An 18363-nucleotide genomic window follows, 5' to 3' on the forward strand; every position below is an offset into this window, starting at 1 on the left:
ATCATAAGTAGTCCATAAGCTAACCGCTAGTCGAACTGCTCTTGCACCGTCTTTTTAACAGCAAATACCGTACGAATTGCCTGCTCTACATCCCGATAAATAATATTGCCGACAACTACTGTATCACATAGAGCTGCTGCCTGCTCGGCCTCTGCCTCACAAGTAATGCCGCCTCCATAAAATAGTTGGGCTTGCTCCACCATCTCACGCACTATACGTACTGTCTCCATATCCCCAAATCTACCGCTATATTCAAGATAGACTATTGGCAGGGACATCAGCTTGTCCGCAACCTGGGCATACGCAGCCGCCTCTTCAGCATTAATGGTTGTCTCGGCCCCTGTAATCCGCGCAACTGAAGAATCACTGTTCAAAACGACGTAACCTTCCGTTAGCAGCTGATCCCATGGGATCATAAATCCATAACGCTCTATAGCTCGACGATGATGGCCTACAATCCAAGCTGGATCAGGTGTATTTAGCACCATAGGAATCATATAAAGATCAAATCCGGGTACAGCAGCTTCCAGTTCGGATACCTCGAGTGCACAGGGCAGCTCAAAACGTCTTACTCTTGATAAGAGATCTACTGTATTCTCATAAGTAACTCCTGTAGAGCCTCCTATCAATATGGCATCCGTGCCGGACAAGCAAACGGCCTCCAAATCCTCATCTGAAATCATACGATCTGGGTCCAACTTAAACACATGCCGCCAAGGTTTGATCATTTGCTGTACTGATTTCATGGGAATCATCCTTAATTGTCATTTGGGCAAGACAAAACACTCCTGCCGCCGCAAAAGATATAGATCTAGTCTATGCCAGCACAGGAGGTGTGTCAATTTAAAGCGAACAAAAATACGAACATTTTTTCGTATGTAAATTTGAGGTCCCCGCAAAGTACCTGAATACGCATCTGAGGAAAGCAGCACTTTGCAGGGATATATTAGTTGTAATGAGTGGATATAGATTTCAACGTATACCTCTGAGGTTATTCAAATCATTTTCAGGCACAAAATCACTATAAAATCCGTCTACTCCCATACGAGATAGCTCTCTAATCTCATCCTCTTCATCCACTGTATGAACGTATACACGAGCTCCGATATTTTTTAACTGTTTGACAAAACTCTTGGTGGCCCGGCTAACTGGCATCGTAATATCCACACCTGTTTTTTTAACAAACTCAATAACTTGTTCATCCGTATCCTTAGATTGGTACAGGGTGTAAAGCACTTCTGGAAAAGAATACACCTTATTGATCTCATCAAGCATCGGCTGATTGTAGATCTGTGGAACTATCCGCTCCAACAACGCTGGATCCCGACGCTGCGCCGCTTCGGTCAGCAATGTAAATTGCTTCTCTATAAGTTCCGGTTGGATTTCTTTGGTATCCGTAACGATATAAGCATCTGGATAATTCTGCATTAGATCAAGCACCTTCTCAATATCAAGCGGAGAGTATATATTCAGGATGGGGCTGTCCATAAATTCCTCGTAATCTAGTGCCACACCCTGTTTATTAGCAGGGAGAACCTCCAACTGACCTAAAAGCTTGCTCATATTGCCTGTCCATTCATGCCGAGCAACCAACTGATCATCCTTCGATAACAAAAAATCAACTTCAAATACGCGAGTTCCCCGTTCATAGTTAGCGACAAAGGCCTCCCAAGCATTGGTATACGTATATCCGTTAATTCCCCCCATGGCATGTGCAACGATTCTGTGCGCTTCAAAACCGCTCGTGGGTTGCTCTTCCTCTTTGTTCAACGTTATTACAAGAATCATTATTAGTGCGACAATCATTACTACGGTTGCAATAATCTTTTTCTTATTCATAGTTGTGAGTTTCCTTTGCAAAGTTTAGATTAGAAAATTAATACCCCGCTCTGCCAGTGGCAAAACGGGGTATTATTAAAATTTCACAAATCTAAATAAGTGCAGGTCTCAATATGCGTTTTTGTTAACGAAGCCGTTGCGAATCGTTTTGAAAATAATTCGAATATCGAACAGTAAGGACCAGTTTTCGATATAGAAAATATCGTGCTTAATCCGTTCCTCTATTGAAGTGTCCCCGCGCAGCCCATTGCTCTGTGCCCAGCCCGTAATTCCTGGACGCACATGGTGCTTCACCATATACTTCGGAATTTCATCACGGAATTGTTCTACATAAAATGGTCGTTCTGGCCGTGGGCCAACTACACTCATATGACCGAGTAATACATTAAAAAATTGCGGAAGCTCATCCAGACTTGTCTTACGGATAAAGGTTCCAAATCGAGTTCTACGCGGATCTTCCCGCGTACTCCAACCTGTATCCTCTTCCCCGTCCTGCTGCAGCTTCATTGAACGAAACTTATACATCATAAAATTACGCCGATTAAGTCCCACCCGTTCCTGCCGGAATATGATCGGTCCCGGTGAGGTAAGACGTACGCCGAGAGCTACGATCAGCATCACGGGAGATATCATAATAATAGCGAATAGAGAGAACACGATATCAAACAAACGTTTTGCCATCTTATTCCCCGTCATATCCAGTGGAATATCACGAACATTAATCATTGGCATACCTGCAAAGTTATCAAAGTAAGGACGCGCCGGTAAATAATCAAAGAAATCCGGAATAATCAATGTGCGTACCCCTGCTTTTTCACAGGCCGCAATAATCGAAGGATATTTAGAATGCGCATCGAGCGGCAAAGCAAGAATAACCTCGTCCACAGGCAGCATCTCCAGCATTCCGGATAACTGATCAACCGTACCTAGAATCGGTTTATAGCGCTGTTCTTCAATTCCATCCCAAGTATGATAGTCGTCTAAGAAACCAATAGCTTCATATCCGAGCTCTGGATATTGCTCCAAATTGTTGTAGAATCTTTTGCCGAGTGTACCAGCGCCGATGATAAGTACGAACTGGCGGTTCAATCCTTTTTCGCGCAAAGATTTAAGCATCTTCTTCAACACATAACGGTAAAGCATAATGGAAAGAACGTTAAATCCCATATAAATAGCCAGATATGTACGGGAGATATCAATTTCTTTCACGAAAAACATTAGACCGAGCAGGATGAAGATGCTCATGATATGCACTTGGAAAATCTTAATAAATTCATCGACAAAACGTTTCTTACGCTTAGGCAAATAAAGCGATAAAAGGATACCGATTAAGACAGCTACTCCGCCATAGATCATACTCCAATAAGCGTACGACTCTACGGGTAGAGGATTGTAAAATTCCATCCATCCACTCTTAAACTTAAGCCACCAAGCCGCCAAAAAAGACAGCTGAATGACAATGAAATCAGCAACCATATAGAGCTGTGTCAAAAATTTCTGATTCCGCCGAATCATAATCTCACCTCAGTATTCTTATCGTTACGAGTGCCTGTTTCAGGGGCAGAGCTAAGACTCTGTGCAGGTGATGGAACTGCTTTAGGAAAGATTAGGGCATTCCGCAAAAGGGACAGAGCAAACTTCATACCAACACCAGCATATACTGTTCCATTTATAATACTGTTGTACTTCCTACTATAATGCTTACGATGAAATAAAATCATTGCCCTGTGAAATTCATAGACGATCTTGAACGGTCTACGTCTGGCACTGCCGCCTTTGAGATGGACGATGGAGGTCTTCGGATAATAATAAATCTCCCAACCAGCCTCTTTAATACGATAGCACCAGTCTAAATCCTCACCGTACATAAAAAACTCTTCATCTAATCCGCCGACCTGATCAATCGTCTCCCGCCGCAGCAGCATAAACGCACCCACCAGACAATCTATCGGGTAATCAAGATCAGGGTCCAGATAACCTAACTGATAACCGTTAAACTTCGGTCGATCCGGAAACAACTTACTGAAACCAAAAGCATAATAGAAGGAAGCTGACGGTGTAGGAAATCCTCGCTTACACGCTTTATCCAGCGACCCATCTGGCAAAATAATCTTACATCCTGACGCCCCAACATCGGGCCGACCATCCATAAAGGAGATCATCGTCTCCAGCGTATCCCTGCTTACCACCGTATCTGAATTGAGCAATAGTACATACCGTCCGGATGAAGCTTCCATCCCCTGATTATTTGCACGGGCAAAACCGACATTGTCGTTATTTGCGATCAACATGACACTTGGAAACTCTCTACCAATCATCTCTACCGAATCATCATGGGAATTGTTGTCTATCAAAATAATCTCATAGGAATAGTTCGTTTCTGAGTCATATACCGACCTGATACAGTCCATCGTCAGGCGACACGTGTTGTAATTGACAATAAGTATGCTTACATCTACATTCACTGCGTAACGCTCCTGACAAATATAGTAATCTACCGACAATTATTATAACATAAAACCTCCCTGAGAGGAGGTGACCTTTCAGGGAGGTTTTTCCAGATACTGTTTGATTTACGTGTTCTTTCGCTCTTTTACGATGGTCTGTATATATTTTCGTTTCTTTTTTAACGCTGGGAGCTGAGTGAAAAAGGATTTCCACGCTACGATTAACTTTGGCTCTCTCAGAAGCATATAACCATGCGCGGCAATTTCATAGGGAAGAGAAACCAAGATTGTCTTCAGCATAGTTCGAGCCGATTCATTCTTGTAGATCATTTTGTAGCGATTAATGTAAGATATTCGCCGGATGAACATTGGTTTGGTACTACGGCCAGACGTTTTCCACCCACGTTCATGATACCCAATTGCCTCAGCATCATAATACCCCTGCCAGCCAAATAGCTGAGCTCTCCAAGCCACATCCACATCTTCCTTATAGGCAAAAAAATCTGCATCAAAAAACTCCCCATCAACACTAACGTCTTCAATCATCCGTCGAGAATACATCGCCGCCGCCCCAGATACACCAAATACTGTACCCGACTGTGTCCATAGTTCTGCTGGATCCCCCGCACCACGGTCAAACGCACGCCGTGCCTTGTTCATCTGAAGACCAGTGCTATCCACTGATCCGTGATCAGCCTTTAGCAAAAGCTTACCTGTGGCGCTGCCGATCTGCGGGTTGGCTTCCATTAGTGCGATTAGTCTAGAGATATAGTCTGGTGCCAGCGTCAAATCCGGATTGAGAACGAGCACATAATCTGTTTCTGTAGTAGCTATAGCTTGGTTATGAGCTGGGGCGAAGCCTGTGTTTTTTGGGTTTTGGATGAGTAGCAGGCTCGTAGACGCTTCTTTGTTAGCTTGTGAATTGAACGGTTCTAAATCCTCTAGTGAATTACTTGAAAAAGCCCCTTTATCGATCCCGTTAAAGAATATATTCACTTTCTCTGCACAATCGTCCGAAGACGCATTGTCCACAACTACAATTTTCTCAATAGGATAATCCTGTGCCATTACTGCCTCTAAGCAATCTATAATGTCATCCGTACTGTTGTAGGTGACGATATGTACACTAACTGTTTTGTTATTCATGAGTATCCTCGACTTTGTAATTTCTAATTAACTACCTGCTTCCTTCTTATTATAACGAAAGAACACAAAAAACTCCCGCATCGTTATAAACGATTTGGGAGTTTCAATTGGTGTTATTCTATTCTTTTAGCTCTAAGAGGAAACCTCTCAAGCCTTCACGCCAAGGTCGAATGTCCTCAAAACCATTCGTACGTATCGACAGATGCTCCATCACCGAATTCCGAGGACGTGGTGCAGGTCTCGGAAACTGTTCCGTAGCACACGGTTCAAGCGTAGCAGTGAATTTGAAACCCAAAATATCCTCGGCCTCTACAAAGATCGCCTGTGTAAATTCAAACCAGGTACAAGAGTCGCTATTTGACGCATGGTATACACCATACTTCTCAGTTTGAACAAGCTCAAGCAAGAATCGAGCTAAATCGACTGTGTAAGTAGGCGAACCTTTTTGGTCATCGACAACTTGAAGCATTGGCTTTTCTTGACCAAGCTTTAGCATTGTTTTGACAAAGTTATTTCCGTATTTGCCGTACACCCATGACGTTCGTACGATGAAATACTTAGAGGAGAGGGATTGAACGAGTACCTCACCCGCACGTTTCGATTTGCCGTATATACTCTTAGGGTCTGTATTATCATATTCATGGTAAGGCTGTGCACCCATACCATCAAATACATAATCCGTGCTAATATACACCAGCTTGGCTCCAGCTTTTTCAGAAGCAAGCGCTACATTTCGGCTGCCAGTAGCATTAATTAAATAAGCTGCATCAATATCACTTTCTGCCGCATCTACTGCCGTATGAGCAGCACAATGAATAACCGCATCCGGTCCAAACCCGCCAATAACTTGGATGCACTGATCCAGATCAGTAATATCCATCTCCTGACGATCGCAAGCCAACACTTCGTGACCTTGATGCTGGAGCAGTAAAACTACGTCCTGACCTAGTTGTCCGGCCGCACCTGTAACAAGTACCTTCATAGCTATTTTACCCCCGTATCAAAATTACAATGAGTCACCTAAACGATCACCATATTGCTGTTCAGCATATTTTTGGTATTCCCCAGATTGAATACGGGTCCACCACTCGCGGTTATTGAGATACCATTGGATAGTTTCTTTAATACCTGTTTCAAACGTATGTTTCGGCTTCCATCCCAGTTCATTCATAATCTTAGTTGGATCAATCCCATAACGGCGATCATGACCAGGACGGTCTTGAACATAAGTAATCAAAGAATCAGGCTTGCCTAGTTCCTGCAATACCGTGTTTACAATATGCACATTCGTACGTTCATTATTGCCACCAATGTTGTAGACTTCGCCGTTCACACCCTCATGAATAACCAAATCAATCGCGCTGCAATGATCCTCAACATACAACCAATCGCGGATATTCATTCCATCGCCATAAACAGGCAACGCTTGATCAGCAAGTGCACGGGAAATCATCAGCGGAATAAGCTTTTCCGGGAATTGGTACGGGCCATAATTGTTTGAGCAGCGGGTAATATTCACTGGCAGTCCAAACGTTTCGTGATATGCACGTACTAGCAAGTCTCCGCCTGCTTTGCTTGCTGAATATGGACTGTTAGGAGCCAAAGGAGTTTCTTCGGTGAATAATCCAGTTGCACCCAGTGATCCATATACCTCATCCGTAGATACTTGAACAAACTTAGTGATACTGTATTTTTTCGCCGCGTCCAAAAGCACTTGTGTTCCAAGTACATTCGTCTTCACAAACACTTCCGGCTCTAAAATACTCCGATCCACATGCGACTCCGCCGCGAAATTGACAACGACATCCACACCCTGGCTAATCAGTTCATCCATCGCAGTAACATCTGTAATGTCGGCCTTCACAAACGTATAGTTCGGATGATTCTCGATCGATTTTAGGTTCTCCAGATTACCTGCGTAAGTCAATGCATCCACGTTGACGATCTGGTAATCAGGATGTTGTTGCAGCATGTATAATACAAAGTTGCTGCCGATAAATCCGGCTCCGCCGGTGATGAGGAGTTTCATGTGGTTACCACCTTTTTAGATTTGTTTAATAATTTGTATGATTATTCTAACACGCAGAAAGGATTAATTATTAATTCATTGTAAAAGTATTTAAAAATAAACTCTACACCCCAACACACGTGTCGCCCATTCATGATATGTCGATTACTATTTCAAGAGAATATTTATTATATATAGACCGAAATTTTGAATTACATGTGTACACCAAAGACGATCAATGACCTGCATAGGATTGATGTTGACACGTTTTTACGCGGGTGTGAAGAATTTTTTAGTAAAACACGTTGTGGACAATATCACTTTTTAGCCATTTCCATAGCCCTTCAACTAAGTTGAGCTCCATAGAATACTTCGGCAGGAGCACAAACTGTAGCCGAGTATCTTTTGCAAATAGGCTTGCTCTTTTGTGGCATGTTGAATTCGGCTATTATCTAGGAGCATCACAATTCCCCCTCAGGATAGGCCCGTTGGACTGCATCAAGAAATAGGAGGAGTACCGGGGCTTCATATCGTTCGCCATTACGGTAAGGGACTTGCCCAGTCTCGTAGTTTAGGATCCAAACAGTTTGGCTCCGTTATGGCAGTCATAGTCGGTACTTTCGCTGCCGGCCTACCGAAACTAGATGTACTTCAGGGATTGGTACGCCCGAATCAATATTTGAGCTTTTAGCATTAATGATATATATAAGATAATTTCAGAAATGATTGTAGTTCTGTATTTATTTCTTCATATTATTTATTTATGATGTTCGATATCGATTTGCAACATATAGTTATATATATTGAACTCAAAAATAAAATATAAAAATCATCTTCATGAGGTGAAAAATAGTAAAGAAGCAAATACGGGGATTGAAATGAATTACGAAAACGAGATTGAACAACTAACAATGGTAACGAAAGACACAGAAAACGCCAACATGTACGAAAGAGATTTAGCAGTCCGTTTACATTTAAAAGGTCAGAAGTTAATCTAAATTGCAGATATTTTTGAAAGTTCTTCTCATACATTTAGTGGGTACTCAAATGATTATTGCAAGCACGTACTTTCAGTCCTAAAATTTGGCCAATATCCCGAAGACATTCAAAACGTTCCGACGACCAAAAAGAACGACTCAAGGTAACGATTGCAAAGAAAGGACCTGTGGGAATCTTGGATTCGAACTCAGACACACCTAGACCTTGAAAATCTTATTTACATCATCTACTCTCATTTCACTGCCTTCACATAACTGATCAATCATTATCCTCTTGAAACGATTAACTACTGCTGTTTCGAGTATGAAGTTCTCAAGTTCAATCTATGTTCCATTCGATACCGATGGACAAACGCAGCAGTAAACGATCGACACAATTACACTAACCCTTTCCATAGCCAGCATCAATCCACCCGTTAAAAAGGTATTCCCATTGAATGTAACAGCCATCCAATGTCGGGTAGATAATCACCTATTGAATCGCCTCTTAGCCACAATCCTAACCCTCAGAATGATTTTCAAGCAAAAGCCCAGTAACGATTTAAAGTGAAATTAGAGATAGGTACAACAATAATAACGATAACCTGAGCCCAAATATACCAAACTCCCAACAAGTTAACTAACAGGAACATAATTAAAAGGTTAATGCCAAGACCAGATAATGATACAATTACGTATTTGTAAAAAAAAGATTTCTTTTTCTCCAACTGAAATGTCCATTTTAAATTAATATAATACGAAACAATTAGTGATAAAATAAAACCTGCTGATGAACCTATTAGAGGTTGAAACCCTTCCTTTTCAACCAAAAATATCAATACAGAGGTATGCAGTATTGTTCCAATAGCACCAACCATTGCATATTTAATAAATTGTCTCATGATTTCTATCTTTGCAATCCTCACAGAATCACTCCATTTTTCTTTCATTTTCAAATTGTTTTAATTCATTTTTCAAGAGCCCTACTTCTTGGGAAAGTTGGCGTATTTTTATGGAGTTTTTAGATATTTCAGATGTCAAATTATAAAGTATCATTAAGCAAGTCATTATTCCGAATAGAAATAGTGTATTCACAGGAGTTTCAATTGAAAGCAATTTCGAAACGAAAAGAACAATATTAGGAAATATGGCGATGAGTATATTAATAATTGTCATAACAATCCAGAGAATTGTGTACTTTAACTCTATTTTATAAGCTTTGATTCTTACTATAAAAGAAACAAATATTAAACTACTAAGTATAATTAGGATGAGTTGCAAATTAAATGGAATCATATGTCATCTCCTAGTAATTCTAAGCTCTCTACTAATTCCTTTTTTCTAAATCGATCAATAAGAATTGCTAATGATACTTTTATAACATAATAGATTGACCTCATTAAGTTTATAGAAGATGAGCCAAATTGTCTTTCTGACATAATCACCGGCACTTCAAGTATTCTATAATTTTGTCTCAATAGAGCAACTATAGATTCTGGTTCAGGATAATCTGTTGGATAATAATTAGCAAAGTAATTCATAACCTTCAAGTTACACGCCCTAAACCCTGAGGTTGGATCAGTTATTTTCATTCCTGTAAGTAATCTAATCAGCGAACTAAAGTATTTAATTCCGATTCTCCTCACGACACTTGATTGAAACCCTTCTTTCTCAATATATCTTGATCCAATTATCATATCGGCTTCTCCATTTAAAACAGGAGTTATTATCTGTAGTAGATAATTTGGATCGTGTTGACCATCCCCATCTACCTGTACAGCAACATCATATCCATTTCTAACACCATACGTGTATCCAGTTTGCACAGCTCCACCAATTCCTAGATTACATGGTAGATCGATATAATTAACTTTTAGTTCACTGAGAATTTTCAGAGTATTATCAGTAGACTTATCATTGATAACAATGACATCAACATTAAGTTTATTTAACTCAAACACTAACTTCCTTATATTACCTTCTTCATTGAAAGCGGGAATTATCACTAACACTTTCATTTCTATCTTTCACCTCACGATATTTTCTTAAGTACCGACAAACATTTCAGATATTAGTAAAATGAAGTGCGCCAACTAAAAAAGATAAGGTCCATGCAAATATTCTCTGGGCATGTCTGCCAGCACATCGGTTTGGGACCTGGTCGTCATCCTTTACGACACACGATAATTGAGTTTTGGCCGTCCCCTATTAAAGGGTACACGACGGCCTACACACTCGAAGAAACGCATCAGGAGCACTGAGTACGAAGCTTCTCCGCTGGAAGTCACCTCACGAATCGTTTCTGGATGATCTATCGCACTTAGTTTGACATCACTTCATTTAATAATATCTCAGTAATTGATGCGATAAATTGACCACGGATCTACACTGTCTTTATATAATAAAGTTACTTCACCTTTATCAATAATACTTTGAGGGATAGGAATCATTGTGAATATATATTTAATTTTTAAGTCCCTAGCAGTTTCAATTGGAGTATAAATGATACGATTAGTACCATTTACCTTTAGACTCCTTTCATGATCTAAAAGTGAAAATTCTAAATCGCCATCAGTTAAGCGCATATCAATATGGGCAAATTGATTCCAAAGATTGATATGTTCATGTTTTTTATCAATGATGCTCATCATTTCCCAATCCGGATAGTAATATGTTCCAGTTGTCCTTGCAACTCCTTGTGCCGTTACAAGATTCGATATAGTGGGACTACCACTAACCATCCATCGGCCAGCATCCACTGAATTGATTTTTCGTATTTGCTCCATGGTAGTCTTCTCGAACATAGAATCGGTTCCTTTGGTAATAGGATTTACCATAATTGTAGAACAAACTGAAAGAAGTAAATACAAAACAATAAAAGATTGTACAGAGTTATAATTCCCCTTCATTAGCAAAAATCCCATATATGAGAGTAAGACAACTACTAAAATCATAAATATAGTACCGATAGAAAATGACTTGAAATAACTAAAAATATTTATGCTATTTGTCATTATGCAAAGTGTTAGAAAGCATATAACGCTAGATAAAATAAGTGGCATTCTCCCTGTGAATAAATTTTCCCGTTTGTCCTCCAAATGAGCAAGAAGACATACAATTAATAAAGTGAAACTGTAGCCATAAGCATATGTGATCCTAACAGGATACGTAAAACTTAATAAAGTTATCTTGTTGAAGAATGGCACTTCAGGAATCCACGAGACGAGCATTAAAAATAAAGAAACACTCAATAACAGGGACATTAATAGAGACTTCTTTTTATTTTTGAATATTAGGGTTGTAGCAACTATAATAACGAATGGAGTAAAAGTGAAAAATTGGCTAATCTCACTCGCATTTAAAAAATCCGGTTGTTTAATACTTGCAGTAAAAATATTTACAAACTGATATAATTCAAAGTCCCAAGGAAGCTTAATCCATGGTCTATCAGAACCAGGGTATACCGTATTCATAATAACATGCAAAGCAGGTTTTGAATTTGAATAAAAATGATATAAAACCAGTGCGATTGGTATAAGCATCACTGCATATTGTAGTAATCGAGAAAAGGCGAACGGTTTATTCTTTTTATTCTCAATTAATACATATATGAAAAGCATCAAAAACACATAACCCAAAGGAACCTGAGTTGCAGGATACATAGTCAATATATAAACTAAAGCGAATAAAGCTAGTCCGGATAAACTGATAAATTTACCAAATAACTTTTTAGAATTTAAGTACTTATTAAATAAAACTATTGCAAATTGCCCACTCATAAGCATAAGCATTAGTGCTTGTGATAGCCACCATTGGACCGGCGGAGCAAATGTAATAACAATTGCAGTAATGATTCCAAACCGTTGTTTTTTTGTGAGAAGAACTCCCATTTCATATGATGCCATGAATAATAGAATTAACCGCAATGTCCAATAGAAAGAAAATGCATAATCATTAGGCATTACCATAAATCCCCAAAGATCAGGTCGAGCGATTACAGTTATGTCTTTAACTGGTGCAAATGCAGAAATAACCATGTCAGTACCAGTAAAACTCAAGTTTTTATTGAAGTACTGTAGTGTGGGATTTGCATTTTTCTGGGCAAAGTAATAGGGTTTCTCTGTGGCCCATTCATCACCTCTGATTCCTTGGGGATTGCCTAGTAATGTGCTTTGTTGATAGCTTGGAGTATTGCCTTGTAGCATTCCATCATAAAACCCTAATGATGATCCGGTGAATTTTCCTAACACCATAAGAATTAGCAAGATAAATGCCAAAACATATCGATACTTATGTGCTTTAGATTTTCCTAAACTAACTATTAATCCTATAATGAAAATAAATGATGAAAAGAAGTATATTCGATCAAATGAGAAAACGTAAGAATTTAGAAAATAACGATGAGCAGTGTCGAAGTTAAAGAACCCTGATACTTTTGCGATACTTCGTAATATAACAACATCCAATATAACCGCTGATATGATCGAAATACATATAATTATAATTAAATTAAATGCATTTTTTAAAAAAGTATTTTTGATTACAAACTTCTCTTTAATTGTTTTATAGTAAATCGGCAATTTTGGTAAACTACGAAATATCAAGAGCAATTTATTAATAAACAATATGAATAAGGCTATACAAGCTATAAAAAGCTCTTTGATTAAGAATGAATTTTTGAACTTTATTGGTAAATTTGAATATGTGTCTGTAGAGTAAATATGACCATCAGGACCAGAACTAGCGATGTTAACGGTTCCGTCTTCAAAAGAATATTGAGAAATATCGTTTTTAAATTTAAATTTATCCAAAAAAACTTTTTCACTAATAACATATTCATATAGAGGAGATTTTTGAATAGACAAAGAATATATCTTAAAATTTCCTGATGTATCACCAAAATCAATTCGCAGCTTATTAGAATTAACTATATCTAATGGAAATTTCACATTTTGCACCTTGCTACTTTTCACAAAATACTCTTGAGACATATGGGAATCATCAAAGGGATAATCGGGGTGACCATTATCATAAAAAAAACTAATTTTAGAATCATTTTCACTGTAAATGGATAAATTCACTGATTGTCTAAAGGATGTGAATATAGCAACATTCATTAGCACTATTAATATAATAAACAAAATAACTTTTTTGTGCGTTTTAGTTATATATTTCATAAATTCTCCTGTGTTATATATTGTTTGCGTTCTTGATAACGCGCTTTAGTATAGCAAGAGTAATTTCAAAAAACTATCGAGCTCCCTGGTTCACATCTCAGAATGACAATGTTGTTTGTTGCCCTGTCTCCGGCTGATCATAAGCACAACCCATTGTCGCCATCCTCGGATGAGCACATGTAAAAAAACCTTTAGTATCTTTGAGCTACAATGTGTAGATTGTTCTACCCATACTCTCGTTCGTCTGAACCCTTCCATTTACGTAAAAAAGCAGACTAAACCAACCCAACCCACGTGAATATATCCGGCATAATACATGGAATAAGGAGTTACCTCGGGTTTTATAATTGTTACGTTACGCCGAAGAAACTCCTTATAATATGCATTCAGCTACTTTGAAGATCTAATATCATTTAGCAATTTTCCGAATCAACTTTTTCAAGAAAGCACCAAAGCCTTCTGAACGTATAATACTTATTGCTTTCGATGATAATGATTTGTATTTTTTAAAATTAACATTTAAATTCAATTTACTATTAAAAAAATCATTACTCATTTCAAAAGGATTTTCAATACTAAACATCAAATCATAGTCTTTACGATAATCCATTCTTACCAAATCATTTATTTTCTCGCCTGACTTATAATATGCATAAGTCCATTTTGTTTTAGAGATATTATCAGAATTATTTAAATTGTGATAATATGCATATTTATCATACAAATCTTTGAAGGGGTGAGGCCCTTTAGGAAGCCAATCATTCATGCATTTTTCAGCAGAACTACCAAATCCTGAGTAGTGTATAAATCTTAGGGGGTCCCCTTTTACATAATATTGTCCACTTTGTTCAGTCATATCACAATTCAATAGTGACCACGGCGCAAAATCATATCCATGATGTTTAAATATTTCCACATCAAAAAAACACGGTGCCAAATCAATCCACTTTTGATCAGTAAAAATTCCTCTCGCAATGTCATCATAGCAAAATAAGTATAATCTCTCTGCCCACCAGTTTATGAAGCTTTGGGCCTCTTCACTTCTGTTTACAGCAAGAAATCCTAAGTTATAAACACCATGAGATGTGCTAGAGAGTTCCATATCAATATTACCTGGCTGAAGCAAATGCGGACAAAGTACTATTGGTCGAGTTATCAATAGCTGCTTAAGTTCAATAAAATCTGAATACACATATATATCTGGATCTAAATAAATAAATTGAGTCTCATCCTCGTAGTTAGCATAAAGATATTTGAAAAATTGGCCTTTAACAGCTGTAGAAGCTTCAACAATAGTATGTTTAAATATAAATCGATTGAAATTTCCTTCCCAAGCATCCTTCGATAGTACGATATCATCAAAATACTCGTAATTGAATTCAGGAAGCATCTCTTGTTCAGTTAGACATATGATAAACTTACAATTTGGTATATTATCCTTTACTGACTTTGCCAATGTACGGGCTTTATGCAAATAATTTGCACAAATAGAAGTGAATATGATCATCGTTTACCTCTTCATGATATATTTTTTTATTATTAACTTTAATAATGGTATGCTTTTTAATTTATCTAATATAGCTATGCCCTCTTGAAGAGCTCGATTAAGAAATATTTGCTCTATCAAAGCATCCCTTAGTATAACTGCGTACTCATTAGTATACTGTTCATAAAGTTTAGGATGTTGGTTATAAATTGAACGATAGGTCTGCTTAACAATTTCCGCGTTAGACATAAACTCTGTGGTCCGCGATTTAGGTTTAATTCGGTAGTTAAACAGTACCTCTGGGATTTGATAGATTTCTTTGTCTAGTTCTATAATGGAAAGCCAAAAATCATAATCTTCCATACCATGATACATGGTGGTTTTAAAACCCCCAACTTTTTCCCAATCTTCTTTGTAAAAGAGCGATGTTACAAACACAACATTATCAAGCAGCATTGCATCTAGTGAGTAGTTTGGAAGACTCCATCTCCCAGTTCTATCACCAAATAAATCAGCATAGCAGTAAACCACACCAATTTTCTTATTTGATTCTATAATTTTGACAGCTTTCTCGATGTAGGTTGGTTCGATGATATCATCAGCATCAACTGGCATTATATATTTACCAGTAGCATGAGCTATACCTGCATTTCTTGCAGCTGCAGGTCTGGTATTATCAGTTCTCAACAAAATAATATCAGTATTATTGAACTTATTCAGTGTAATAATTGTATTAGGGTCCGTCGAACCATCATCAATTATTATAAGTTCAATATTGTTATAAGTCTGAGAACGTACTGAATTTATTGCCTGTTCAATATATTCACCGTCGTTATAACAAGGCATAATTACACTGACTTTACTCAAATTATTCCCCCCTAGTAATCTCACCGAAAAACAATATTTTAACTATGGATTTTATTCTATGATGTTTCAAGTGTGAGTGTATTTCATTTAACTTATTACTTTTTATATTCAACTCCTCTTGAGTATTAGCTAACTTATTTTGGTTAATTTCTAACGTTTTTTGTACACTTTCTAAACTCTTTTGCGTCTCAATCAAATCATTTTGAGAATTGGTTAATGAATCAACTGTCACATTAAGTTGTGTTGAAACTTCCTCCAACTTTTCTTCTAGTATTTTTTTATTTATCTTAGAGATTTCCTTGTGATTCACTAGTTCATTTATTTTTTGATTATTTACATACATTTTTTTCTCTTGAAGTTGATAGCCAATAGTCCAATCCAGTATTTCGCATGTGAAATTGATCTTAATATATGTTGCATTAGTAAAATCACCTTGCAAAAGAAACTGAGGATCATATGTTGTGAATTCATACTCAGAATTATTAAGAACTCGCTCAGCATTGATAGCAGTAATCTCTTTTATAGATCCATCTGTTTCTATACTGTGTATATATATTAATGCGGGATTTCCTTCTAGTGGGTCCCAGCGTAGTGCTTCCGCATTATTTATAGATTTATCTTTGAACGTAACTGAAAATCCAGTATCAGTAGACGTAGTTACACAGCGTTCGAAATCATGATCAGTAAACCCGGCACCATGATCATAAAATAGCGTACTTTCAATAGAATGATCTTTTAAGTAACGAGTTGAAACAGCATTTAGATCGACGGGTATCTCATCATTCGCAAAAATATAAAGATCTTGAATTTTCACGAAGTTTTTAATAAAATTTTCTTCCCATGAAAAAAAACATTGCTCGGTGGCACGAGTAATATTTAGAGTATCGTATATGAAATTATCAACAATTGATCTATCAATGATATCTTTATGGTTATCTTTAAACTGCTTTAAAGTCCTCCAAAGAGTAAACTCAAGAGGAATCTGAAATGGCATATGCCATTCATAATCAATAACCTTATATAAATCTCCCTCTAAAAAGATATTTCCTGATATTAAGTCGAGATTAGAGTTTGAAGACCAGTGTAACTTTTGTTCAGGTTTTTCCCTACTAAATATTTCCACAAAATCATTATTGCATGTAAAATCACTAGGATGAATGCCTTCATACAGCGCATTTCGCAACTTTACTATCTCATGAATAAAATCTCCAGTGTTAGTATCGGTACATTTAGAAACCAATCTATCCTCTAAAGTTTCAATAGTATAAAATAACATACTAATTCCATCCACTTCTTTATAGCAGGTTGCATTCTTAATTTGATTAGAATCGTACGAATAGTCACTATAATGCAACATTCGCTTCAGGTGATCCTGACTTTTTGCATTAAGGCCTTTTTTATAGACTTTATTGTTGTTTAAATCAAAGTAGGTGAATATTCTGAACTCTTCAGATCTATTAGCACTAATCTTTACATAGTCTATTTGAGTAGGTATTTGTTGTGTAGCGGATATTTCCACTAAAAAAGAATTCGCGAAGATATCCATAGAATTAGAATCCATTAAAGTTTTGTGAAGATTATTTTCATCAAAAAGTTTCACCCTTGGCATATCAAGCGGAAAATGAGAACTAGAAGGCACAATTCCATTTATAGTCGTATCCGTAAATATTTCCGTTGGGAACTTATAATCAGGGTACGGATAAAAGAATTTAATTGCACTAAGATTCGTCTCATTTAGTAAATTTGTCAATTCGCCTTTTGTAAAAGTTCGAACACGTTCATTATTATTGTAGTTATTTATTCCAGAAAAAAACTCTCCAGTATGGTCTTCTCTAAAGCCTGAAATATATTTTAGACCAATGCGATTTTCTATAGAAAGCAGCATCTTTCCGGATGAACTTAAGTGTTGCTTAGCCTTTGTAAGGAATTGATTATATGGTTGATTGCCTGTAAACATATATGCTGCATATTCAAGAACACCGTTTATTATAATGTAATCAAACTTCCAGTCAGGGGGTAGACTCTGAAAATCGCAAACCACTATTTCTAGATTTTCAATATTTTGATGACGGTAGTAATTTATTTCTGCTCTTGTTTTCGTTAACTCAACAGCTACAACCCTACTTGCTTTTTCACAAAGGAGTCCAGTTATAGCACCACATCCAGCACCAATTTCTAAGATAGTACATCCTTTTTCAAAAGAGTACCAATTTAAAATATTTTGTCGGAGGTGAGATAGATGGTAAATTATAGGCCATTCTTTCGAATTATACCAATCAAAATCTTTATTTTTTACCTTCCTAAGTAATTCTAATTCAATCGACCCATCTGAATATACCTCGTCCATACTAGGATTATAATAATCAAAGTTAAGTTTAGTCATGTTACTCCTTTCTGTAGCACAGCTACATCACTA

At 37.3% G+C, this 18363-nt stretch carries 14 protein-coding genes and 1 pseudogene; all 15 read right to left on the reverse strand.

Going from position 1 to position 18363, the window contains the following annotated elements:
- Positions 1-26 precede the first annotated feature (26 nt).
- On the reverse strand, positions 27-746 hold the full coding sequence (locus MHH89_RS19585) for a heptaprenylglyceryl phosphate synthase (protein WP_139330100.1): 720 nt from the start codon (positions 744-746) through the stop codon (positions 27-29).
- Between the two features lie 226 nt (positions 747-972).
- Positions 973-1839, reverse strand: a complete 867-nt coding sequence (locus tag MHH89_RS19590) for a phosphatidylinositol-specific phospholipase C/glycerophosphodiester phosphodiesterase family protein (RefSeq protein ID WP_076179707.1) — start codon at positions 1837-1839, stop codon at positions 973-975.
- 108 nt (positions 1840-1947) lie between these two features.
- Positions 1948-3354, reverse strand: a complete 1407-nt coding sequence (locus MHH89_RS19595) for an undecaprenyl-phosphate glucose phosphotransferase (RefSeq protein ID WP_076179706.1) — start codon at positions 3352-3354, stop codon at positions 1948-1950.
- Positions 3351-4250 carry a glycosyltransferase family 2 protein gene (locus MHH89_RS19600; protein WP_445739142.1) on the reverse strand — a complete coding sequence of 300 codons (900 nt, stop codon included), beginning with the start codon at positions 4248-4250 and terminating at the stop codon, positions 3351-3353. Before MHH89_RS19600 ends, MHH89_RS19595 begins: the two co-directional genes overlap by 4 nt.
- A 162-nt stretch (positions 4251-4412) precedes the next feature.
- Positions 4413-5432: a glycosyltransferase family 2 protein gene (locus MHH89_RS19605; protein WP_341087907.1), complete on the reverse strand. Its 1020-nt coding sequence runs from the start codon at positions 5430-5432 to the stop codon at positions 4413-4415.
- Between the two features lie 118 nt (positions 5433-5550).
- Entirely contained in the window at positions 5551-6414 is an 864-nt protein-coding gene (gene rfbD / locus MHH89_RS19610; RefSeq protein ID WP_341087908.1) for a dTDP-4-dehydrorhamnose reductase, read from the reverse strand.
- Positions 6415-6438: 24 nt separating this feature from the next.
- Entirely contained in the window at positions 6439-7461 is a 1023-nt protein-coding gene (gene rfbB / locus MHH89_RS19615; protein WP_312151146.1) for a dTDP-glucose 4,6-dehydratase, read from the reverse strand.
- A 271-nt stretch (positions 7462-7732) separates the two neighbouring features.
- Positions 7733-7843 (reverse strand): annotated as a pseudogene (locus MHH89_RS31355) (transposase); the annotation flags it as partial.
- 1113 nt (positions 7844-8956) lie between these two features.
- Positions 8957-9343 carry a GtrA family protein gene (locus MHH89_RS19620; protein ID WP_217696595.1) on the reverse strand — a complete coding sequence of 129 codons (387 nt, stop codon included), beginning with the start codon at positions 9341-9343 and terminating at the stop codon, positions 8957-8959.
- A gap of 4 nt (positions 9344-9347) precedes the next feature.
- The gene (locus MHH89_RS31360) at positions 9348-9713 is read right to left on the reverse strand and encodes a DUF2304 domain-containing protein (RefSeq protein WP_076282461.1); all 366 of its coding nucleotides are present in this window, start codon (positions 9711-9713) and stop codon (positions 9348-9350) included.
- Positions 9710-10435, reverse strand: a complete 726-nt coding sequence (locus MHH89_RS19625) for a glycosyltransferase family 2 protein (protein ID WP_076282460.1) — start codon at positions 10433-10435, stop codon at positions 9710-9712. Before MHH89_RS19625 ends, MHH89_RS31360 begins: the two co-directional genes overlap by 4 nt.
- Before the next feature lie 333 nt (positions 10436-10768).
- The gene (locus tag MHH89_RS19630) at positions 10769-13594 is read right to left on the reverse strand and encodes a DUF7657 domain-containing protein (RefSeq protein ID WP_341087912.1); all 2826 of its coding nucleotides are present in this window, start codon (positions 13592-13594) and stop codon (positions 10769-10771) included.
- A 409-nt stretch (positions 13595-14003) separates the two neighbouring features.
- Positions 14004-15101, reverse strand: coding sequence for a hypothetical protein (locus tag MHH89_RS19635; RefSeq protein ID WP_076205773.1), 1098 nt, complete (start codon positions 15099-15101; stop codon positions 14004-14006).
- Between the two features lie 3 nt (positions 15102-15104).
- Positions 15105-15947: a glycosyltransferase gene (locus MHH89_RS19640; RefSeq protein ID WP_081383164.1), complete on the reverse strand. Its 843-nt coding sequence runs from the start codon at positions 15945-15947 to the stop codon at positions 15105-15107.
- Position 15948: 1 nt separating this feature from the next.
- Complete coding sequence (locus MHH89_RS19645) at positions 15949-18330, reverse strand: methyltransferase (RefSeq protein WP_341087915.1); 2382 nt, start codon at positions 18328-18330, stop codon at positions 15949-15951.
- Positions 18331-18363: the final 33 nt, after the last annotated feature.

The sequence above is a fragment of the Paenibacillus sp. FSL H7-0323 genome, from assembly GCF_038002725.1.
Lineage (GTDB): Bacteria > Bacillota > Bacilli > Paenibacillales > Paenibacillaceae > Paenibacillus_AQ > Paenibacillus_AQ odorifer.